Raw genomic sequence first — 20,833 nt, 5'->3', positions numbered from 1 at the left:
AATGATTGTTTTAAAATCACCAAGAGAGATTGAAATGATGCAAAAAGCTGGTGAATTACTTGCTTCTGTTCATAAAGAAATTGCGAAAATGATCAAGCCGGGAATTACTACTTGGGAAATAGAAAAGTTTGTTGATGCTTATCTTGAAAAGCATGGTGCAACAGCAGAACAAAAGGGTTATAAAGGATATGAGTATGCTACTTGTGCAAGTATAAATGATGAAATATGCCATGGTTTCCCTCGTAAAGAGCCGCTCAAAGAAGGCGATATCGTCACGATTGATATGGTTGTGAATTTAAACGGAGCTCTTGCCGATTCAGCATGGAGCTATGCGGTTGGAAAGGTTTCTGATGAGACAGCGAAGCTTTTAGAAGTTACCAAAGAAGCTCTGTATAAAGGTATTGAGCAAGCACAGGTTGGCAATCGAATCGGCGATATTGGTCATGCAATTCAGACCTATGTCGAAGGAGAAGGCTTCTCTGTTGTCCGTGATTTTATCGGTCATGGGATTGGTGCATCGATTCATGAAAAGCCAGATGTTCCTCATTATGGTTTACCAGGAAAAGGGGCGAGAATTAAAGAAGGAATGGTCTTTACGATTGAACCGATGGTAAACATTGGCGAGTTTTACATGAAGATGGATGATAACGGCTGGACAGCTAGAACCGTGGATGGAACTTATTCAGCACAGTACGAGCATACAATTGCTATTACAAAGGATGGTCCAATCATTCTTACTGAGCAAAAATAAACTTTATCTGAAATTGGCCTGAAATGGTCCCATAGAAAATATGGATTAAAAGGGGAAGTACATGAGACTTATTAGTATTGATGATTATAATCCAAAACTAATGCAGCTGGCACGGCCAATTTATGATAAACACCGACGAGTTTTACTTGGAGCAGGGAGATCTATTCATCCAACGTATTTGCAAAGAATAAAGGAGTTGGACATCCGATACTTATTCGTTGAGGATGCCGTTTCTTACGGGATTACGATGGAGGAAATGGTCGATATTCCAAACTGGATGGATGCTATTGATGTGTTAAAAAAGGCTTATGATGCTGTTGTTGAAAAAAAGGAACTTCCAATTCGGGAGCTTCAAAGACAAGTGCTTTTACTTGTCGATGAGGTCTCGAAACGAAAGGCGATTTTCTTGGTTCCAACCTCTTCCTTAGCAGAGGAGCTAAGAGAATATGCGCATTCTATTAATGTGACTCTTTTGGCGCTCCAATTAGCGAAAAAATTAGGGATCTCCCAAATTCAAATTAAGGATTTTGCGATGGGCTGCCTTCTACACGATATTGGAAAGGTTTTAACGGTTTCCGATGAGTCAGAGCATCATGCAAGGGTTGGCTTTGAATACTTAAGAAAGATACGCGAAGTGAGTCTTTTGTCTGCACATGTGGCCTATCAACATCATGAAGCAGTTGATGGAAGTGGGGAGCCTCGAGGGCTTGATGCAAAAGAAATCCATGAATTCGCACAAGTGTGTGCCTTGGCAAATTTTTATGAAAACAGTCTTTCGAAAGAAGGATTATCGCCACATGAGGCAATGGAGTATGTGATGACCAAAAGCAATACGATGTTTCGAGCCGATTTAATTAGTCTTTTTGTACAACAAGTACCTAGTTATATTCCGGGAACAAAAGTAAGACTTAATAATGGTCGAGAAGGAATTGTAACGAAGATTCTTGGAAATTTACAGCGTCCATATATCCGCTATTTGGATACAAGTGAAGAACTTTCATTAGCGGAGCACCATACACTGCTTATTACCGAGGTTTTACAAGAGGTATAAAATCATGAACATACAAAAGTCCAATTCGCAATGAATTGGACTTTCATTCTAATCTTTGGTTACTATAGCTTGCGTAAGTTTCCTAATTCTTCGGCAAGGGCCTGCATTTCGTTCGGACTGAAGGAATCCTTCTTCATCACTAGCTCATAGATTTCTTTTAATTCTTCATACATATTTTCATCAAAATGAGATGGTTTAATCGCGCCAAAGTTTAGCACTTTTAGCTTTTCTTTGATTTTTTCAATCATAAATTCCACATTTTCAACCGAAGCAACTGATAGATTCATGTTGATCCCCTGCCTTTACCTTATATTCGTTTTAGTATATGCACAGTCCATAGGTGAATATTAACATCTTTCAGGCATTAAATATATGATAATGGCAGAGATTTTTTTAAGAAGTTTTGATGTTGTCTAGAATTTTAAAGAAAATGGAAACAAGGAGGGAATGTCACATGGTTAAAGTATTATTTGTTTGTCTCGGGAATATTTGTCGTTCGCCAATGGCGGAGGCGATGTTTCGTCATGAAGTAAAGAGGGAAGGCTTAGAGAAGAAGATCCAGGTGGATTCAGCTGGAACAGGAGACTGGCATGTTGGACAACCTCCTCATCATGGTACTTTAAAGATACTTGAAAAATATAGCATTAGTGCTGAAGGATTGAAGGCTAGGCAGATCCAAGAGAGGGATCTAGATGAATTTGATTATATTATCGCCATGGATTCAGATAATAAAAGGAATATTGAAATGCTCAAAACAGCTTATCCGAAAGCAAAAATAGAAGTATTGCTGGACTTTGTCCCAGATGTTCAGGTGAAAAATGTTCCAGACCCATATTATACGGGAAATTTTCAAGAGGTTTTTGATTTAGTTGAACAAGGTTGCAAGAATTTATTGGATCATATCAAAACAACTGATTTAATTGGAAAGGAAGGACATGCTAAATGAGTACCAATAAGTTTTGGCAGGGCATTTTGCTTGGAGCTTTAGCTGGAGGCGTGATTAGCCTACTAGATCGACAAACAAGAACGTCTGTTGTAGAAAGCTGTAAAAAAGGAACAAAAGAGGTATCCCATTATATTAGTCATCCTGCTGAGATGGCGGAAAAAATTAAGGCGAAGACTTCTAAACTTCGTTCAGCGGTAGAACAAGTCAGTGAGGATGTATCGTTTATTGCAGAAAAGGTAGAAGAGTTGAGAGATGTAACTCCAACTGTAGTGGGCATCGTCAAAGATACGAAGGAAGCTTTTAGTCATGATGAAGAGGAAATTCCCTATTCACGATAAACCATAAACCATATACCGAGGTGGTGGAATGGAGCTTTTCAGTATAAGAGGGCTGATGTTTTTATGGAAAAGGGTGGAAGAGGATGATGTCTTCGGATTAGCCGCACAGCTGGCGTATTTTTTCCTTTTGTCTCTATTTCCACTTTTGATTGTACTTGTCTCACTGATTCCCTATTTACCAATTACACAGGAAGAAATGCTTGGAGTGGTTGCAGATTTCGCGCCAGGAGAGACGATGGCTTTTATCAATACCAACCTAACAGAAATCATGAGTCACCAAAGTGGTACGTTACTATCATTCGGGATTATCGCAACGATTTGGTCTGCCTCCAATGGCTTGAATGCAATTATACGTGCTTTTAACAAAGCGTATGAGGTGAAGGAGAATCGCTCTTTTATTGTCTCAAGGGGGATTGCCGTTCTATTTACCTTAGCGATGATCTTTGTGTTTATCGTTGCCTTGCTACTCCCTGTGTTCGGTAAGCAAATCGGACTGTATTTGTTTGACACTTTCGGGTATACAAACCTCTTTCTTGCGTTTTGGAATATGTTTCGCTGGTTAGTCAGTGCCATTATCATTTTTATTGTTTTTCTTGTTCTATACTGGCTTGCCCCGAATAAAAAGTTTAAATGTATTGATGCTTTGCCAGGAGCAATTTTTTCAACGATTAGCTGGTTACTCGTTTCAGGTGGATTTTCGTATTATGTCAGTAATTTTGGCAATTACTCGGCGATGTACGGAAGTATAGGAGCCGTGATTGTCCTATTGATTTGGTTTTATCTGTCTGGGATTATTATTATTCTCGGAGGAGAAATCAATGCTTTGTCGAGTTATTTAAAGGATGATAGCTGTTGAAATGACGTATGTGATCTCCATACGTCATTTTGTTGTTATTTGGAGGGGACGTGTATGAACTTTGAATCTTGCAAATTAATCTTTATGTCGATTATTTGGAAAAATACTATACAAATTGGGAAGTGTGATAATGGACCAACACAAAATCTTATTCGCTCCATACGATCCTAAGTATGCTGAGCAAACAGTGAAAATGTGGAGAGAAAGTAAAGAGAGAGCAATTGGTCAGAAAGAAAAGCATAGCTTCGAGAGTCATTTGTATTTTTTAGATCAAATATTACTAGAGCGATTTCAAATAGACTTAGCATTGATTAATGAAAGTGTAGTAGGAATGGTTGCCTACAATAAAACGGAAATAAGCCAGCTTTATGTTCATAAAGATTATCAAGGAATAGGTATTGGTCAAGCATTACTAGAGAGAGCGAAAGCACAATCAGACGGAGTATTAACCTTATACACTTTTGAAATAAATAAAAACGCACAGAGATTTTATGAAAAGAATGGATTTGAAATAATAGGTAGAGGCCATGAAAATGAAGAAAATTTACCTGATATTCAGTATGAGTGGAAGAACGAAAATAACATTTAAAAGGATTTAGATTTAAGAACCGAACCGGATAAACGCCGATACAAAGTGCTTTTGAGTGGCAGAAAATAAATAATATGCAAAAAGCAAACCCACCATTTAAGGAGAGTTTGCTTTTTCAATTAGCTCTGTTAAAGGTGGGGGTTGATTTTATTACATTGAAAAATAGAAGGAAAAATTCCGGCTAAATCAAGAAAATCCTCTTTCTTCCCTATAAATAAGCGGAATTTTTCCTGTTAGGGCTATACATGTTATCTGATTTTAAGGCTTTTTATGTTATTAAGCTGAAAATCTCCGCCTATTTCACTTAATATCCACTAATTTTTCAAAAATAAAAGGAATTTCTCCGGTTAAGTGGGTACAACTGTAGAAAATCAACAATAACAGAGCCTTCCTATTAGTTAGACTTCAATAGCCGTAATCCATTTAAAATAACAAGAATTGTACTACCTTCGTGGCCAATGACACCGAATGGAAGGTCGATAAATTGAAGGAAATTCGTGATGATAAGTAGCATGATGACACTAATCGAGAAAATCACATTTTGCTTGACGATTCGATTCATTTTCTCTGATAGTTTAATAGCCTCGGCAATGCGTGGCAATTCGTTTTTCATTAAAACGACATCGGCCGTTTCGAGTGCCACGCCAGACCCTTCACCCATGGCAATTCCCACATTAGCTGTTGCAAGAGCGGGTGCGTCATTGATACCGTCTCCGACCATTGCCACTTGTCCGAATCGTTCCTTCAGTTTTTTCAATTCATCCACTTTATTTTCTGGCAAGCATTCTGCGATAAATTCATCCACATAGCTTTCTGCTGCGATTGCGCTAGCTGTACTCTGGCTGTCTCCTGTCAGCATGACCGTGTAAATGCCTTTTTTTCTTAATGTCTTGATTGCTTCCTTCGTTTCGTCACGGACGACATCCTTCAAAGCAACAACGCCAACAATGACGTCATTCTTCTTCGCAAAAACAACGGTTTTCCCTTCGTTTGATAATTTCGTTGCAACCCCATTTAAGAATGCATCGGCTTCCGCTTTTCCAACAAAATTGGCTTTTCCAATTTTCCAATTATCCTGTTTAATAGATGCTTGAACCCCATAACCTGAAACGTCTTCAATACTGTCCAGTGTCATAAGAGGTTTTTGAAGTTCCTTTTTTGCATACAGTACGATGGCGTTCGCTAATGGATGGGTTGAATGACTTTCAATCGATGCGGTGATCAATAGAATTTCAACTTTTTCTAATCCTTCTAAAACGAAAACATCCGTAACTTCAGGCTTTCCTTTTGTTAATGTACCTGTTTTATCAAAAGCGATTGCTTTTAAATGACCGAGATTTTCTAAATGGACACCACCTTTAAAAAGAATTCCATGTCTTGCCCCATTTGAAATCGCCGACAAACTTGCTGGCATAATGGATGCCACAAGGGCGCAAGGTGAAGCGACAACGAGTAAAATCATTGCGCGATAAAAGGTTTCCGTCCAAGTCCAGTCTAGTAAGAAATGAGGTAAAAACATCATTAAAGCTACAACGGCAAGAACGACCTTTACATAAGTCCCTTCAAATTTCTCAATGAAAAGCTGTGAAGGGGATTTCTCGCTTTGCGCAGATTGGACGAGCTGAATAATTTTTTGAAAAAGGGTTTCCGTACTCGCTTTTGTAATTTCAACTGTAATTGATCCGTTCAGGTTCACCGTTCCAGCAAAAACATCTTCATCAATCCCTTTTGAAACGGGAATCGATTCACCTGTAATGGCAGCCTCATCCACATGTGTTTGTCCCTTAACGATTCGACCATCTGAAGGAACGCGCTCCCCAGGCTTAACAAGAATCAAATCACCAATTTTTAAATCCGAAACGGCTGTGATTTTTTCAATCCCGTTTGTGACAACTAAAGCTTCCTCAGGTTGTAGCTCCATAAGAGCGGAGATTTCTTTATGGCTCTTGTTCATTGTGTATGTTTCTAAGGCACCACTCATTGCGAAAATAAAGATTAAGATCGCTCCTTCAGTCCAATAGCCAATGATGGCAGAGCCAATCGCGGCAAAAATCATTAACATTTCCACATTGAGTTCTTTGTTTTCAATCGTATCCTCAATGCCTTCTTTTGCTTTTGCAAATCCTCCGATCACAAAGGCGAAAAGAAAGAAGACAATCGATGCTGTCGTTAAATCATTTTTTTCTAATATCCAACCAATTAAAATTAAAACACCACTTAAAATTGCTGCAATTAATTCGGCATGTGGTTTGATTTTTTCAAGTCTACTTTCTTTAGGTGTGTGAACTTCTGCTACTCTGTTCATTTCTGCTTCCATTTCTATGTCCTCCCCTTGTAGTGAGAATTAATATCAATTAAATACTCTAATTGAGAAAAATAATCATCATCAGTACCCTTGAAAAACACGAAAGCTGTCATCAAATGGATGACAGCGGGTTTATTTCTAAAAACTATTAATTTATATTTATTCTAATTATATCAGAAGGTGTTCGTTTCGTGAAGCATTTTTTACAGTGTTAGTCCTTTCATTTCCTTGCGTGGTTTAAAGAAGAATAACGCAATAAAAATGCTAATAAGCATTAGTCCGATCAAATAAAAAAAGCTAACCCCTTCTAAGTATTGAATCATCAAGCCACCGATAAATGGTCCTGTCATACTGCCAATTCCATAAAAAACACTGCACATAATATTCCCAGCAGGGAGAAATTGTCTTGGAAGAAGGTCCGCCATATAGGTGATGCCAAGAGAGAATGTAGAGCCAACTAACATCCCACCAATAAAAAAGCAGATAAACAGTGCTGTTTCAGATGCTTCGAATATTCCAGCCGCGATAAAGGTCAGAAAACCAGCACTCATAACAAAGCTTAATATCTTTTTTCTACCATAACGATCACTTAAATAACCAAGTGGCATTTGAAAAACGATTGTTCCAATGGCAAAAGCAGGCAATATGATCGATACGGAATCGACGTCAATGCCAATTCTTAACGCATACACAGGAAAGTTTCCGTTTAAAGAACCCTCCAAAAATCCGTAGCAGAATGGCGGGAGGAAGGCAATCCAAGCAAATTTCCAAACTTGTCCAAAACGCTTAAAGGTGTTAAAAAAGGATGTATCTTGGATTGAATCTTGAGCAGGAAATTCGTTTTTTAGCAAAAAGATGGTCACCCAAGCGAGCAAGCTTAAAACAGCTGATAGGATAAACGGCAAGCTTTCATTTATTTCGAGTAGTCGTGTCATCATTGGTCCACCAGCAAATCCTAAACTGAAAAATACCCCATAGAGTGCTATGTTTCGCCCTCTGTTGGCCGCAGTGGAGAAGGAGGTAATCCAAGTTTGGGTTCCAAAGTGGAGGAGACTATCCCCGATTCCAATCAATAGTCGCAAAATAAACCAAAACCATAATGATTTCCATACAGGAAAAAGTGCCATCGATAGAATAACAATTATTCCTCCTATAATGATTGTTGGCTTGAAGCCAAGCCTTTGCAATGGCTTTTCCATAAAAGGTGAGATGCCTAATATTCCGATGTAAATGGCTGTTGCATGTAATCCGTTGATGGACGACGAAAGTCCATCCTGTTCAAAAATAATCGCGATAAGTGGCATGAGCATTCCTTGAGAAAATCCAGAAATCGCAACAATACCAACGAGAATCCAAAGCCTTATGTTCATTTTGTGTATACCCCATGATTTCTATATTCTTCCTGATGTTAACTGATAATAGGGAATTTTGGCAAGAAGGAATCTTTGTCAAAAAGAACAACTCTTTGTATTATTAGGGATAAGAAAGGGTGAACAACATGGAGTTTAAAATTAAAGAAGTAGGATTTTATACAGAAACAGCGAATGGAAGATTGAATATTGCTGGTGATGAGAATCATGGGTTCCGCCCATTTCAGTTGCTTGTCTCATCCATTGCTGTTTGTAGTGGTGGCGTCATGAGAAAAATTCTAGAGAAAAAGCGAATTAGCTATGATGATATTCATATAAAGGCGGATGTGGAAAGAAATCCTGAAAAGGCAGACAGAGTGGAGAAGGTACATTTGCATTTTACCATTTCAGGTGCACAGATCGAAGAACATCAAATGGAGAAAATCATGGTGTTAACGCGGAAAAATTGTTCGATGGTTCAATCGGTGATCGATAGCATCGAGATTGAAGAGTCCTTCGAATTAGTAAATTAAATTTTGGATAAGATGGTAGAACTCTGAAAAAACTATGTGTACGAGTTGATTTCTAAAGGATACGTGACGAATGGAATTGACTCCTACATATTGTGAAGGGAGTTCTACTCATTATGAAAAAAATGATACCCTTTTTAGTAGTTGGACTATTCATTTTGCAATTGTCCATACCGAATGCGTTAGCAGCGAAAAAGGTTGAGGATATAAAGGTCCCAGATTCGGTACTCAATATTACGAAGGAAAATACGTACCCAAATCCAACGCAGGATTTGCCAAGATTGCAGCCAAGTGAGCTGACAGCGGATTTAATTGCAACGACAAAAGTGAAAATTGAGAATCCAAATTTAATCCGAATGCTTAATGAGACAAATGTGAATAGCACGCCATTTGCGATCGGTTACCGTGCCGTGATTTATTTAGGCCATTGGCCTTTAAACTATGAATCAACCGAAACGGCTCCTAACTGGGAGTATCAAAAAGTGAATACGAATTATTATGATAATCGTGGCGGAAAGGCGAATTATCAAATTCACTATGTTCAAGAAGCGCAAAAGATTGTGGAGGGTGGCTTAACGGCGAAAGTGCCACAAGCGGATGATGTGAAAAAAATGATGCTCCTAAGAGCAGCGGAAAAAACAAATCTACCTCTAGCATTCCAAACCGTAGTTGGAGCAGGAACGAAGAAAGGTCATATTTATAACATCGCTCCAAAAAGACTTGGATACTTGTATGGCTATGCACCTGCGGTCAATGAAAAAGGCAAGGTAACTTACGGAGAGGTTTATTTAATGCTCAAAGGCAATAAAAAAATGATTGTTGTCAAGAACGTGACTTCACAAGGAATCGGCGCATGGATCCCAATTCAGGATTACATTTCATTTCAGTTTATTGCGTCGGACAAACCTGTATAAAAAAGAACGTCGGCCAGTTCATTGGTCGACGTTTTCTCTATCATAGAGTGATCTTCGCTTTGCGATTTTGGAAATCGATATCTGGATAGTAACTATTTTTCACCAAGACGTTCGGGCCAAGGCATTTGACAGCAGGACAATGGCAATTCAAGCTTCTTGCTAAGTCAGACTGCATCCACTTTTCATAAGCTGCAGGAAGTGTGTCCGTTTGAATATTGCCAAGTGGAGGTGTATCGCCAAAATCAGTCACGATCACATCGCCTGTGAAAATATTGATATTTAAGCGTGAGCGTCCATCGGGATCATTGCGGACAGTTACCTTCTTACTATTGTAAAGGCGTTGCTGAAGCTCCAAATCTTTCTCATTGCTACTACAAGGGTAAAATGGCAATGTGCCAAACAGCATCCATGTATTTTCATCGCGGATATCAAGCAAATGATGAATTGCATCGCGAATCTCATCAAGGCTCAATACCTCTAGGGCCGAGGCGAAATCTGATGGGTACATAGGGTGCACTTCATGCCTTCCACACTTCATTTCTTCCACAATTTGATGATGAATATGCTCAAGGTGAGGCAATGTCCGCTTGCTTAGCATCGTCTCTGCTGATACCATCACGCCTTCTTCTGATAAAGCACGGCTATTTTCAATCATTCGTTGAAAAAGAATAGCACGTTGCTCCACGGTCGGCTTTCGTTCCATCATTGCGAATCCACCTTCGACGAAATCCTCGAGGGTACCCCAGTTATGTGAAATATGTAATACATCTAGGTAAGGTGCTATTTTTAAATAACGCTCCAAATCTAGCGTTAAATTTGAGTTGATTTGAGTACGAACTCCTCGAGAATGGGCATACTGAAGTAAAGGGAGCACGTAATTCTCAACGGACTTTTTCGATAACATCGGCTCTCCACCCGTAATACTTAATGAGCGAAGGGTCGGGATTTCGTCCAATCGTTTGACAAGTAAATCGAAGGGAAGGGCATTCGGGTCCTTTGGCTGCAATGTATATCCGACTGCGCAGTGTTCGCAGCGCATATTGCACAAAGTGGTTGTGGTAAATTCGACATTCGTTAATGTCATCTTCCCGTATTGCTCTACATCCAAATAGGCTTCCCAAGGATCAAAGCTGGGAGTTATTTGTCTTTTAGTTATATTCATGAAGAAAACTCCTTTTTTACTCTTTTCGATCATTATGCGAAAACAGTCTATAGCTAACACAAAATACCTTTATTATCAATTTCTATGTGCGTTATGTCAATGTATTTCTCTTATTTTTCGTTCGATACATGTTGCCTATATGAAAAGGGTATTGTACGATGGAAGACGATGTTTATAGGAAAGTGTTTTATTGGAAGGAGCAAACAACAATGGGTAATCCGATTAAAGAAAAAGGCGACCAGGTCGTTTTCTTAAAGCAACGTTTAGGTATGTTTTTAGACCTCTTAGATGCGATTGAGCCTGAAAGCACAGAGCTAGAGGATATTGATCGTCTAATTTCAATCATTGATGATTTAGAATCAAAATGCCGTGAATTCAAAAACCGAGATGAGTAAATTAAGGAGAGCCGACGGGCTCTTTTTTAATTTCTGAAAAAGGTGAGGAAATTCCGAAATTCTTGCTAAGATTTCCGAAATAAGCTTCTCAAGATGCCCCACTTTCAATCAAAAGCCGATAGGAGTATAATAAAAATCGAAGAATTATTGTAATTTTCACAAACAAAGGTTAAGCGTTTACTTTTTTACAGGCAAAAGGGGATAAAGGGAAAGGGGAAACTTCCATGGACATTCAAAAATTTCAAGACAGTATGTACAAGCTGATTGTTGAAACTTCAACTAACTTACCAAAAGATGTGCGCCGTGCGGTCAAAGCTGCCAAGGAAAAAGAAAGCGCTGGTACACGTGCGGCAATGAGCTTAGCGACGATTACGAACAACATCAAAATGGCGGATGATAATGTGTCACCGATTTGTCAGGACACAGGACTTCCAACTTTTAAAATCAAAACACCAGTTGGGGTTAACCAAATAGAATTGAAAAAAGCCATTCAAAACGCGATTGCGGAAGCGACTAAGGACGGGAAGCTTCGTCCAAACTCAGTAGACTCACTAACAGGGGAGAATAGTGGGGACAACCTGGGACTTGGTCTTCCAGTTGTGAAGTTTGAGCAATGGGAAAAGGATTATATTGATGCGCGCCTGATTTTAAAAGGTGGCGGTTGTGAAAATAAAAACATCCAGTACAGCTTACCTTGTGAGCTTGATGGCTTAGGTCGTGCTGGCCGTGATTTAGACGGGATTCGTAAATGTATTATGCACTCTGTTTATCAAGCGCAGGGTCAAGGATGTAGTGCCGGTTTCATTGGGGTAGGAATCGGTGGTGACCGTTCTTCAGGTTATGATTTAGCGAAGGAACAGCTTTTCCGTTCGAATGATGACGTGAATCCGCATGAAGACCTTCGTAAACTAGAGGAATATATTATGGTAAATGCCAACGAGCTTGGCATTGGAACGATGGGATTTGGTGGAGAAACAACTCTTTTAGGTTGTAAAATTGGCGTTATGAACCGTATTCCAGCAAGCTTCTTCGTTTCTGTAGCTTACAACTGTTGGGCATTCCGTCGCCTTGGGGTCGTCGTTGATGCAGCAACAGGTGAAATCAATGAATGGTTATACCAAGAGGGAGATAAAATTGATTTTGCACCGGAGACTGAAAAAGAATCAGCAGCTGCTATTGAAGCTGAGCCTGAAGTAATCACGTTAAAAGCGCCAATTACGGAAGAGCAGATTCGTGAGCTAAAAGTGGGAGATGTCGTCCGTATTGATGGCAGAATGTACACAGGACGTGACGCGATTCACAAGTATTTATCAGAAAATGACGCACCAGTAGATCTAAATGGTCAAATCATTTACCACTGTGGTCCGGTTATGTTGAAGGATTCAGAAGGCAATTGGCATGTAAAAGCAGCGGGTCCAACGACAAGTATTCGTGAAGAGCCTTATCAAGGGGATATCATGAAGAAATTTGGAATCCGCGCAGTCATCGGCAAAGGTGGTATGGGTCCGAAAACTTTAGCAGCCTTAGAAGAACATGGTGGCGTGTACTTGAATGCCATTGGTGGAGCTGCTCAATATTATGCTGATTGTATTAAGTCCGTTGATGGTGTTGATTTAATGCAATTTGGAATTCCAGAAGCGATGTGGCATCTAAGTGTTGAAGGCTTTACGGCGGTTGTGACGATGGATGCTCACGGAAACAGCCTGCATAAAGATGTAGATAAATCTTCATTAGAAAAACTAGCTCAATTTATAGAACGAGTATTTTAAGTCTCGGCAGGAAGTCGCAAAAAAGAAGAGAATTTAAGTAAATACAGATATTTTTACAGACGCTTGAATATACAATTTCAAGCGTTTGTTGTGTTTAAGGGGGACGAGATGAAGGAATTATTCAAGGATAGAAAGTTTGTGTTTCTTTGGCTCGCACAAGCGGCTTCTGGATTAGGAAGTACGTTTGCTACCTTTTCATTATCTTGGCTCGTGTATGAAATGACTGGTTCGAAGATGGCGATGGGAAGTATTTGGCTAAGCTTCATGCTTCCGAATATCATTATGCAAATGTTTGCTGGTCCTTATTTGGATCGATGGGATCGAAAAAAAGTCATGATTTTTTCAGAATGGTTCCGTGCTGCAGTCTTTCTTATTCCGGCCATTTTATTGCCTTTTGAGTTTTTAGAATCCTGGCATTTATACATCATATCCGTTGCGATTGGACTCGCTCAACCTTTGTTTTATCCTGCCAGCATGGCCTATATTGCGGATATATTGCCAAAGGACAAATTAACAAAAGGGAATTCTATATTAGAGGGAACTGGGCAGTTAATGACTCTTTTGGGACCGACCTTAGGGGGGATTTTGATTTCTGCATTTAGTGTAGAGTTAGTGCTCTATATCCTGATTCTTGCTTTGGGTATAGCAGGACTTCTGTTGATGATGAATCCAAGCTCGAAAACACAACGTGTAGAACAAAAGGAAAGTTGGTTTTTTCAATTTAAAGAGGGACTGCAATTCTATCGTGTCTATCCCGTATTGTTCTGGGTCGGCATCATGATGATGTTCATTAACTTTAGTTCTGGTGCGGCTCAACCAATGTTTCTCCCTTATATTACGGATGAATTAGGTGGAACAGCTTTTCAATATGGATTATTTACTTCAGCTTTTTCTCTTGGCATGTTGGGTGGTTCATTGCTGACAGGAATCCTCAAAGAACCGAAGAATCGAAAAAGAGTGATGTTAGGTTCTTTATTCATAGACGGAGTATTATTTATTGGCCTAGCTTGGACCCCTTATTATTGGCTCGCCCTCGTGTTTTCATTTGGCCAAGGCTTATTTGCAATTATTTTTAACATCAATAATACGACTTTATATCAGCGCAGAGTTCCTGAACATTTACGTGGCAGAGTTTTTTCAGTGAGAATATTGCTTGCACAGGCAGGCATTCCATTTGGGGCAGCATTAGGTGGTATGTTTGCCGAAGCCTTTTCCATTCCTCTATTATTTGTCGTTCTAGGGGGCCTGATGGTCTTAACGAATTTAATCTGCTGGATGCACCCTATTTTTGAGAAGTTGAACGACCAAGAAATTAAATTGGACGTGGATAATAGAGATTTTATGGCGAAAAAATGAAAATATTGTGTCTAGTATCGGAAATCGATTTTCATCTAGGACAGAAATAGTATAATTTTAAAATAAGGGAATGCGAATTGAGGTGACTATATGAAATCAAAGATTTTGACCCTTATTTTGTTTGCTAGTATGTTGTTGGCTGCTTGTAGTGGTGAGGAGAGTACTCCTAGTAATGATGAATCGGTGGACATTAAGCAATTGGTTCATGATTATAGTACATGGAGTATTGAAGACGAAACTGCATCCATTACATCAACGCAATTGATTGTTACCGATCTAGACAAGAAAGAGACATTGTATGACCTTCCGGAAGATGAATTTTTTGTTTCCATCGCACCTTATATCAATGAAACTCATCCTTGTACGAATCATAGCTTGACTGGCTGTCAAGGAGAATTGGTAGAAAAAGAATTCGATGTACATATTGAAAATGAAGATGGCGATGTTGTAGTAGACGAAAAGATGATGTCTCAAGCAAACGGATTTTTCGATTTATGGCTTCCTCGTGATGAAACTTATAAAATTACGATTGCTTATGACGGAAAAACCGTATCATCGGAGTTATCGACTTTTGAAAAGGATGGGACTTGTGTCACCACGATGAAGTTGAGCTAAAAATGAACTGTATCTCAATCAATTTGAGATGCAGTTTTTTGATCCAATTTAGTTCCAGAAGTAGTCTCCACTTGTACAAAACCTGAATATACTAAAGAAAAATGATTCGGAGGAATTCACAATGGATTTCTTATTAGTGGGAATCGGTCTATGGGGATTATTGATTTTGGGTGGATTGTTGTTTCTTTTTGGCCTTTGGAAAAAGTCTTGGCTCGCGCACTTTTTTAGCGGGTTAGCACTGCTCGTGCCAGCCATTATTCTTGCGACGCAAAAAGGAATTTTTATCTTATTTATACTTTTGCCATTTATAGCTTTTGGATTTGCTGTTTCAGCGAAAAGGTAATCATTGTAAATCATCTTTTCCCTCCAATTAACGAAAAATAAGGAAAAAGTGTTAGTAGGAGGAGAAGGAATGAAACTTAAACGAAGTATTTGTTTCCTATTTACTTTTATGCTCGTTACCACCACTGCTTCAGCAAGTGTTAGCAATACAGCTATTCACTGGGGTTTTAAAAAAGGTAGAGATGAGCAGCCTGCTGAAGCGGGGCCAGAGTTAGACCAGCTACTCGAAAAATATGATGCCGTATACAAAGGGGACCCAGAAAGAAAAGATATTTATTTAACCTTTGATAATGGATACGAAAACGGCTATACGGAACAGTTTTTAGACATTCTGAAAAAAGAAAAGGTCCCTGCAGCATTTTTTCTAACAGGACACTATTTGGAAAGCCAGCCTGATTTGGTTCGAAGAATGGCGGAGGATGGTCATATTATTGGCAATCACTCGTATTATCACCCTGATTTAACAAAGGTTGATGATGGTCGGCTGGAGAGGGAATTAGAAAAAGTTCGAAAGAAAACAGAAGAGATCACGGGAATTAGAAATATGGTGTATTTACGTCCACCTCGAGGCGTGCTTAGCGAAAGAACCCTTAAGCTTGCGAAGGAACAAGGCTATACCCATATCATGTGGTCGGTTGCTTTTGTCGATTGGAAGGTCAATGAGCAAAGAGGCTGGCAATACGCCTACGACAATATTATGAGACAAGTTCATCCTGGTGCCGTGATTCTGCTTCATAGCGTATCCAAGGATAATGCCGATGCTCTCGAAAAAGCCATTAAAGACTTAAAGAAGAGAGGGTATACGTTTAAGACTCTCGATGATTTGATGAAAAGTAAAGCAATGAAGAACCCAATCCTTTTTTAAGTGATAAGGCCCATGTCTCGTAAAGTTCGGGAATGGGCTTTTTTTCGTAATTAATGCTATAATATCGGCAAATTGACTAGGTGGGATAACGGTGAAAATTACGGGACCTTATAATTTTGATTTGGTGTTGGACAGGCTTGCTCTTGATCCACTTCATGCGATTGATAGAGTCAATAGAAGTGTCAAAGTTCCGCTTATGGTGAATGAGAGACGACAGGTGGTTGAAGTGAAAGCGATCGGGAGTACGGATGATCCAGAGTTCAGCATTTCTTCAGATAATCCCGAAGTCATCGAAAAACTTGCCCATATTTTTCAATGGAACAAACCGTTAACGGACATTCATGATCATTTTCAAATGACCGATCTATATCCGATTTTTGAAAAACATCGAGGAACACCACTGGTCCTTGATTTTGATGCTTATGGCTGTCTATTAAAATGTATTGTTCATCAGCAGTTAAACTTGAGTTTTGCGCATACGTTAACGGAGCGGTTTGTGAAGACATTCGGCTCTGAAGTAGAAGGCGTATTCTTTTACCCACAGCCTGAAAAAGTAGCGAGTCTTGCTGTCGAGGATTTAAGGGAGCTGCAATTTAGCGGTAGAAAAGCGGAGTATGTCATCGGCATTGCTCAAGCCATTGTAGATGGGACTCTAGATATAGATAGTCTTCATAAGAAAACAGATGAAGAGATTATGAAGGAATTAATCAAGCTTCGTGGTGTCGGACCGTGGACTGTCCAGAATCTATTGATGTTTGGATTAGGTCGTCCGAATCTTTTTCCAGTGGCAGATATTGGTCTCCAAAATGCATTGAAAAAACTATATAATCTTGAGAGTAAGCCAACTCTAAAAGAGATGGAAGAATATAAAAAGGCGTGGGAGCCTTATTTAAGCTATGCTTCCCTATATTTATGGAGAAGTCTTGAGGAAGCAATGTAGAACGAATAGATGGAGTGAAGCATCATGAAAAAAGAACAAACAGTGAAAATCGAACTGAAGCAAACCTTTCCTTTAACGATCAAGCGACTAGGGATCAATGGGGAAGGTGTCGGTTATTTTAAAAAGCAGGTAGTCTTTGTACCAGGTGCTCTGCCGGGGGAAGAAGTCGTAGTAGAAGCAACAAAGGTTCATCCGAAATTTGCGGAAGGAAAGATTAAAAAAATCCGCAAGAAGTCAGAATACCGAGTTCAGCCGCCGTGTCCGGTGTATGAGGAGTGTGGAGGTTGCCAGCTTCAGCATTTGCGCTATGACCAGCAGCTAAGAGAGAAACGAGATATTGTCATTCAGTCTCTGGAACGACATACGAAGTTAAAAGTGGATGCGCTAGAAATTCGAGAAACGATTGGAATGGAAGACCCGTGGAATTATCGTAATAAGAGTCAGTTCCAGGTTGGAAGCCGTGATGGTCAAGTGTTAGCTGGCTTGTATGGAATCAATTCGCACAAGCTGATCAATATTCAGCAATGTGCGGTTCAACATCCATTAACAAATAAAGCGACTGAAGCAGTCAAACGAATTTTACAGGAACTCAATATTTCGATTTATAATGAAAAAACGAGAAAAGGCATTGTTCGGACAATTGTAGCGAGAGTTGGGATCCAGACTGGCGAACTGCAAATCGTTTTAATTACCTCACAAAAAGAATTGCCGAAAAAGAATATTCTTGTTGAGAAGATTAAGACTCACGTTCCTGAAGTGAAGTCGATTGTGCAAAACGTCAATGGACAGAAAACGTCACTTATTTTTGGCGATGAATCGGTCACATTAGAAGGAAACGATTTTATCCAGGAGACGCTGGGTGATTTGCAATTTGAGCTTTCTGCGCGAACATTTTTCCAATTGAACCCTGAGCAAACAATCAGACTCTATAATGAGGTTAAGGACTCAGCAGGATTAACAGGAACGGAAAAGGTTGTCGATGCTTATTGTGGTGTCGGTACGATTGGTTTGTGGGTGGCTGATAAAGCTGGTGAAATTCGCGGTATGGATGTCATTCGTGAATCGATTGAAGATGCTAAGAAAAATGCGGCTCGTCATGGGATTAAGCATGCTAAATATGAGGTTGGAAAAACAGAAGAGGTCATGCCGAAATGGGCGAAGGAAGGCTGGAAGCCGGATGTGGTTATTGTTGACCCGCCACGTACAGGGCTTGACCAGCAATTACTGAAAACCATTTTACAGGTGAAACCGAAAAAAGTAGTATACGTATCATGTAACCCATCAACTTTGGCGAAGGATATCGCCGTATTGTCACCAAAATACAAGGTTGAATTCATGCAGCCAGTCGATATGTTTCCACAGACGGCGCACGTAGAAGTAGTGACGAAGTTAGTATTGAAATTGTAACTAATCAATAATTCTTTCTTACGTCATAATAATCCTTTCCGATTTCTCCTTCGAGTGAGAAAAAAGATTTCGTAAAAAAGCATGAGAAACATAGGGCTATCCCTTACGGGATAAGCCTTTTTGTTTTTTGTGGACTCGGTAAACTTTATTCTAACTGGAGGAAAAGAGTGGGAAAAAGCGTGAAAAAAGAGCGTGGGAAAGTGAGAAAACGAAGGAAAAGAGCGGGAAAAACAGGTGATTTCGGAAAACTTTATTATGACAGCGAACGGTGCAATGCGGGTTTGAGTGTGGTAAAATCGGAAGAGATTTTTAGTGATGTACAGAAATAGGAACGAGAGGATTTGAGTTTGAAGTGATAGAGAATTTTTGGCGTGAATTGCCACGACCGTTTTTTGTACTTGCACCAATGGAAGATGTGACGGATGTTGTATTTCGCCATGTAGTAAGTAAAGCAGGTCGACCGGATGTGTTTTTTACAGAGTTCGCAAACACGGAGAGTTATTGCCATCCTGAGGGAAACCGAAGTGTGCGTGGGCGTTTACTTTTTACAGAAGATGAACAACCGATTGTGGCACATATATGGGGGGATAAGCCCGAATATTTTCGGCAAATGAGTATTGGTATGGCGGAGCTTGGATATAAGGGCATCGATATTAATATGGGCTGTCCAGTCCCTAATGTGACATCCAAAGGGAAGGGGAGCGGCCTTATCCTACGTCCAGAAGTCGCTGCTGAAATCGTCCAAGCGGCAAAAGCAGGAGGATTGCCTGTAAGCGTAAAAACAAGACTTGGTTACACGGAAGTTGGCGAGTGGAAGGAATGGCTGACCCATATATTGAAACAGGATATCGCGAACCTTTCTATTCATTTGCGTACTAGAAAGGAAATGAGCCAAGTAGATGCGCATTGGGAGCTGATTCCGGAGATTAAGAAACTCCGTGACGAGATAGCGCCAGATACACTTTTGACGATCAATGGGGATATTCTTGATCGTGAAATGGGCTTAAAGCTTGTGGAACAATATGGTGTTGATGGAGTTATGATAGGCCGTGGTATTTTTAAAAATCCATTTGCCTTTGAAAAAGAACCGAAAGAACATGGTAGTGAGGAACTGCTTAATCTGTTAAGATTGCATCTCGATCTCCATGATAAATATTCACAAGAGTTAGAGCCACGTCCATTCACTGCTCTGCATCGCTTTTTCAAGATCTATGTAAAAGGATTTCGAGGAGCAGGAGAATTGAGAAATCAATTGATGAGCACAAAGTCAACGGACGAAGTGCGTGCTATGCTTGATAGTTTTGGGAAAGAAAGTGCGGAAGAGTAGTATGGTATAAGGAAAAGGCTGACATGAACGCGGATCGAACCCGACTCATGTCAGCCCTTTTTTTTCGCCAAAAATTGTTTTGGCGAAACACCTGTATATTTTTTAAAAACTTTTGAAAAGGAATACAGGTCGGAATATCCAAGGGAAAAGGCGATTTCTGTAATCGTGAATGAACGATCTGAAATCATGGCTGAAGCTTTTTTCATTTTTAAAGCTAATAGATAGTGACTTGGGCTAACGCCAATTTCGGATGTGAATCTAGTGGTAAAATGTGAACGGTGAATACCGATGTATTTCGCAACGTCATTCACTGTTATACCGTCTGCAAAGTGCATATCCATATATTGTTTGCTCAGTTGAATCCATTTCCCACTCGTTATCGGAGTCAGGTTCTTTTCCTTTGCTCGGATGGAAAGACTATGGAACAGTTTATAGATTAAACTGAGTCGAATGAACTCATCGTCCTTTCCCATTTCTTTGAATTGTTTAATGAGTTCATCTATAACGTTTGTAATTTCTATAGTAATGAAATCTGGAATATGATAGGAGTGCTCTGTTAAACCAATTCGATTTAAAAGGGAAGAAGCCTGTTTTCCATCAATAGCCAGCCAAAATAATTCTAATGAATTGTCAGGATCTGTTATGTATTGGTGTGTTTGATTTGGAAAAAGGCAAAACAAATCTCCGGATCTGAGCCGATTTTTTGATTCTCCAAGAGTGATTTCTCCTTCTCCACCTAAAACAAAATGCAAGCTATAGTAATTGATGATGCGCGGACCAATTTTAAAATTCGGTTTTGCCACGTTGCAACCAGATCGAATCGGCCAAATCCCCCCTCCTTTTTCTATTGAAGTCGGGTAAAAAAACCAATGATATGCGTATTCATGGGAAAATTCCTGCACTAGTGACCCTCCTATTCATCAAAGCTAGAATCTAACAAACTATCAAATAAATACTTTTTATAAAAACGCTTACTACAATCATTATATCTTAGAAAATAATTGGTTTAGCAATTAATTGCTAAAA

The 20,833-nt window shown here is 39.6% G+C and carries 23 protein-coding genes; 18 read left to right on the top strand and 5 right to left on the bottom strand.

Features of this window, described 5'->3' with window-relative positions; genetic code table 11:
- Position 1 precedes the first annotated feature (1 nt).
- Complete coding sequence (map, locus tag FAR12_RS10770) at positions 2 to 751, top strand: type I methionyl aminopeptidase (RefSeq protein ID WP_126408670.1); 750 nt, start codon at positions 2 to 4, stop codon at positions 749 to 751.
- 61 nt (positions 752 to 812) lie between these two features.
- Entirely contained in the window at positions 813 to 1,802 is a 990-nt protein-coding gene (locus FAR12_RS10765; protein WP_126408669.1) for an HD-GYP domain-containing protein, read from the top strand.
- A 62-nt stretch (positions 1,803 to 1,864) separates the two neighbouring features.
- Here FAR12_RS10765 and FAR12_RS10760 read toward each other — a convergent pair whose 3' ends face one another.
- Positions 1,865 to 2,089, bottom strand: a complete 225-nt coding sequence (locus tag FAR12_RS10760; protein WP_126408668.1) for a DUF1128 domain-containing protein — start codon at positions 2,087 to 2,089, stop codon at positions 1,865 to 1,867.
- 167 nt (positions 2,090 to 2,256) lie between these two features.
- Here FAR12_RS10760 and FAR12_RS10755 point away from each other — a divergent pair, with 167 nt between their 5' ends.
- The 4 genes from FAR12_RS10755 to FAR12_RS10740 all read left to right on the top strand — a co-directional run bounded on the left by FAR12_RS10755 (position 2,257) and on the right by FAR12_RS10740 (position 4,531).
- Positions 2,257 to 2,748: a low molecular weight protein-tyrosine-phosphatase gene (locus FAR12_RS10755; RefSeq protein WP_126408667.1), complete on the top strand. Its 492-nt coding sequence runs from the start codon at positions 2,257 to 2,259 to the stop codon at positions 2,746 to 2,748.
- The gene (locus FAR12_RS10750) at positions 2,745 to 3,086 is read left to right on the top strand and encodes a YtxH domain-containing protein (protein WP_126408666.1); all 342 of its coding nucleotides are present in this window, start codon (positions 2,745 to 2,747) and stop codon (positions 3,084 to 3,086) included. Before FAR12_RS10755 ends, FAR12_RS10750 begins: the two co-directional genes overlap by 4 nt.
- Before the next feature lie 55 nt (positions 3,087 to 3,141).
- Entirely contained in the window at positions 3,142 to 3,942 is an 801-nt protein-coding gene (locus FAR12_RS10745) for a YihY/virulence factor BrkB family protein (protein WP_246010371.1), read from the top strand.
- A gap of 130 nt (positions 3,943 to 4,072) precedes the next feature.
- Positions 4,073 to 4,531: a GNAT family N-acetyltransferase gene (locus FAR12_RS10740; protein WP_126408664.1), complete on the top strand. Its 459-nt coding sequence runs from the start codon at positions 4,073 to 4,075 to the stop codon at positions 4,529 to 4,531.
- Positions 4,532 to 4,925: 394 nt separating this feature from the next.
- Here the strand turns inward: FAR12_RS10740 and FAR12_RS10735 are convergent, their stop codons facing one another.
- Both FAR12_RS10735 and FAR12_RS10730 read right to left on the bottom strand, forming a co-directional pair.
- Complete coding sequence (locus tag FAR12_RS10735; RefSeq protein WP_126408663.1) at positions 4,926 to 6,848, bottom strand: heavy metal translocating P-type ATPase; 1,923 nt, start codon at positions 6,846 to 6,848, stop codon at positions 4,926 to 4,928.
- Between the two features lie 191 nt (positions 6,849 to 7,039).
- Positions 7,040 to 8,206, bottom strand: coding sequence for an MFS transporter (locus FAR12_RS10730; protein ID WP_170972163.1), 1,167 nt, complete (start codon positions 8,204 to 8,206; stop codon positions 7,040 to 7,042).
- Positions 8,207 to 8,334: 128 nt separating this feature from the next.
- Here FAR12_RS10730 and FAR12_RS10725 point away from each other — a divergent pair, with 128 nt between their 5' ends.
- Together FAR12_RS10725 and FAR12_RS10720 are read left to right on the top strand one after the other, a co-directional pair.
- Positions 8,335 to 8,718 carry an OsmC family protein gene (locus FAR12_RS10725; protein ID WP_126408661.1) on the top strand — a complete coding sequence of 128 codons (384 nt, stop codon included), beginning with the start codon at positions 8,335 to 8,337 and terminating at the stop codon, positions 8,716 to 8,718.
- Between the two features lie 113 nt (positions 8,719 to 8,831).
- Positions 8,832 to 9,629: a YfkD famly protein gene (locus FAR12_RS10720; RefSeq protein WP_126408660.1), complete on the top strand. Its 798-nt coding sequence runs from the start codon at positions 8,832 to 8,834 to the stop codon at positions 9,627 to 9,629.
- A 40-nt stretch (positions 9,630 to 9,669) separates the two neighbouring features.
- On the opposite strand, the gene yfkAB is transcribed toward FAR12_RS10720, so the two are convergent.
- Positions 9,670 to 10,791, bottom strand: a complete 1,122-nt coding sequence (gene yfkAB, locus FAR12_RS10715; protein ID WP_126408659.1) for a radical SAM/CxCxxxxC motif protein YfkAB — start codon at positions 10,789 to 10,791, stop codon at positions 9,670 to 9,672.
- A gap of 209 nt (positions 10,792 to 11,000) precedes the next feature.
- Between yfkAB and FAR12_RS10710 the strand changes: the two genes are divergently transcribed.
- From FAR12_RS10710 to FAR12_RS10670, 10 genes are all read left to right on the top strand, one after another.
- The gene (locus tag FAR12_RS10710; RefSeq protein WP_126408658.1) at positions 11,001 to 11,186 is read left to right on the top strand and encodes an SE1561 family protein; all 186 of its coding nucleotides are present in this window, start codon (positions 11,001 to 11,003) and stop codon (positions 11,184 to 11,186) included.
- Positions 11,187 to 11,410: 224 nt separating this feature from the next.
- Complete coding sequence (locus FAR12_RS10705) at positions 11,411 to 12,955, top strand: fumarate hydratase (protein WP_126408657.1); 1,545 nt, start codon at positions 11,411 to 11,413, stop codon at positions 12,953 to 12,955.
- A 108-nt stretch (positions 12,956 to 13,063) separates the two neighbouring features.
- Complete coding sequence (locus tag FAR12_RS10700) at positions 13,064 to 14,311, top strand: MFS transporter (RefSeq protein ID WP_126408656.1); 1,248 nt, start codon at positions 13,064 to 13,066, stop codon at positions 14,309 to 14,311.
- Between the two features lie 90 nt (positions 14,312 to 14,401).
- Entirely contained in the window at positions 14,402 to 14,926 is a 525-nt protein-coding gene (locus FAR12_RS10695; RefSeq protein WP_126408655.1) for a CueP family metal-binding protein, read from the top strand.
- Positions 14,927 to 15,047: 121 nt separating this feature from the next.
- Positions 15,048 to 15,269: a hypothetical protein gene (locus tag FAR12_RS10690; protein WP_126408654.1), complete on the top strand. Its 222-nt coding sequence runs from the start codon at positions 15,048 to 15,050 to the stop codon at positions 15,267 to 15,269.
- Positions 15,270 to 15,338: 69 nt separating this feature from the next.
- Entirely contained in the window at positions 15,339 to 16,133 is a 795-nt protein-coding gene (pdaA, locus tag FAR12_RS10685) for a delta-lactam-biosynthetic de-N-acetylase (RefSeq protein ID WP_126408653.1), read from the top strand.
- Between the two features lie 91 nt (positions 16,134 to 16,224).
- Positions 16,225 to 17,073, top strand: a complete 849-nt coding sequence (locus FAR12_RS10680) for a DNA-3-methyladenine glycosylase family protein (RefSeq protein WP_126408652.1) — start codon at positions 16,225 to 16,227, stop codon at positions 17,071 to 17,073.
- 24 nt (positions 17,074 to 17,097) lie between these two features.
- Positions 17,098 to 18,480, top strand: coding sequence for a 23S rRNA (uracil(1939)-C(5))-methyltransferase RlmD (rlmD, locus tag FAR12_RS10675; protein ID WP_126408651.1), 1,383 nt, complete (start codon positions 17,098 to 17,100; stop codon positions 18,478 to 18,480).
- 167 nt (positions 18,481 to 18,647) lie between these two features.
- Positions 18,648 to 18,809 (top strand): hypothetical protein, encoded by a 162-nt coding sequence (locus FAR12_RS23415; RefSeq protein ID WP_170972162.1) that lies wholly within the window; start codon positions 18,648 to 18,650, stop codon positions 18,807 to 18,809.
- A 23-nt stretch (positions 18,810 to 18,832) separates the two neighbouring features.
- Entirely contained in the window at positions 18,833 to 19,807 is a 975-nt protein-coding gene (locus FAR12_RS10670) for a tRNA dihydrouridine synthase (protein WP_126408650.1), read from the top strand.
- A gap of 50 nt (positions 19,808 to 19,857) precedes the next feature.
- Here FAR12_RS10670 and FAR12_RS10665 read toward each other — a convergent pair whose 3' ends face one another.
- On the bottom strand, positions 19,858 to 20,709 hold the full coding sequence (locus FAR12_RS10665; RefSeq protein WP_126408649.1) for an AraC family transcriptional regulator: 852 nt from the start codon (positions 20,707 to 20,709) through the stop codon (positions 19,858 to 19,860).
- Positions 20,710 to 20,833: the final 124 nt, after the last annotated feature.

The sequence above is a fragment of the Bacillus yapensis genome, from assembly GCF_005280205.1.
Lineage (GTDB): Bacteria > Bacillota > Bacilli > Bacillales > Cytobacillaceae > Robertmurraya > Robertmurraya yapensis.
This window is presented reverse-complemented; position numbering and strand designations above follow the sequence as displayed.

Bases quoted from the DNA above. Each gene is read 5' to 3' on its own strand.
- map (WP_126408670.1), top strand. From the start codon at position 2: ATGATTGTTTTAAAATCACCAAGAGAGATTGAAATGATGCAAAAAGCT.
- FAR12_RS10765 (WP_126408669.1), top strand. From the start codon at position 813: ATGAGACTTATTAGTATTGATGATTATAATCCAAAACTAATGCAGCTG.
- FAR12_RS10760 (WP_126408668.1), bottom strand. From the start codon at position 2,089: ATGAATCTATCAGTTGCTTCGGTTGAAAATGTGGAATTTATGATTGAA.
- FAR12_RS10755 (WP_126408667.1), top strand. From the start codon at position 2,257: ATGGTTAAAGTATTATTTGTTTGTCTCGGGAATATTTGTCGTTCGCCA.
- FAR12_RS10750 (WP_126408666.1), top strand. From the start codon at position 2,745: ATGAGTACCAATAAGTTTTGGCAGGGCATTTTGCTTGGAGCTTTAGCT.
- FAR12_RS10745 (WP_246010371.1), top strand. From the start codon at position 3,142: ATGTTTTTATGGAAAAGGGTGGAAGAGGATGATGTCTTCGGATTAGCC.
- FAR12_RS10740 (WP_126408664.1), top strand. From the start codon at position 4,073: ATGGACCAACACAAAATCTTATTCGCTCCATACGATCCTAAGTATGCT.
- FAR12_RS10735 (WP_126408663.1), bottom strand. From the start codon at position 6,848: ATGGAAGCAGAAATGAACAGAGTAGCAGAAGTTCACACACCTAAAGAA.
- FAR12_RS10730 (WP_170972163.1), bottom strand. From the start codon at position 8,206: ATGAACATAAGGCTTTGGATTCTCGTTGGTATTGTTGCGATTTCTGGA.
- FAR12_RS10725 (WP_126408661.1), top strand. From the start codon at position 8,335: ATGGAGTTTAAAATTAAAGAAGTAGGATTTTATACAGAAACAGCGAAT.
- FAR12_RS10720 (WP_126408660.1), top strand. From the start codon at position 8,832: ATGAAAAAAATGATACCCTTTTTAGTAGTTGGACTATTCATTTTGCAA.
- yfkAB (WP_126408659.1), bottom strand. From the start codon at position 10,791: ATGAATATAACTAAAAGACAAATAACTCCCAGCTTTGATCCTTGGGAA.
- FAR12_RS10710 (WP_126408658.1), top strand. From the start codon at position 11,001: ATGGGTAATCCGATTAAAGAAAAAGGCGACCAGGTCGTTTTCTTAAAG.
- FAR12_RS10705 (WP_126408657.1), top strand. From the start codon at position 11,411: ATGGACATTCAAAAATTTCAAGACAGTATGTACAAGCTGATTGTTGAA.
- FAR12_RS10700 (WP_126408656.1), top strand. From the start codon at position 13,064: ATGAAGGAATTATTCAAGGATAGAAAGTTTGTGTTTCTTTGGCTCGCA.
- FAR12_RS10695 (WP_126408655.1), top strand. From the start codon at position 14,402: ATGAAATCAAAGATTTTGACCCTTATTTTGTTTGCTAGTATGTTGTTG.
- FAR12_RS10690 (WP_126408654.1), top strand. From the start codon at position 15,048: ATGGATTTCTTATTAGTGGGAATCGGTCTATGGGGATTATTGATTTTG.
- pdaA (WP_126408653.1), top strand. From the start codon at position 15,339: ATGAAACTTAAACGAAGTATTTGTTTCCTATTTACTTTTATGCTCGTT.
- rlmD (WP_126408651.1), top strand. From the start codon at position 17,098: ATGAAAAAAGAACAAACAGTGAAAATCGAACTGAAGCAAACCTTTCCT.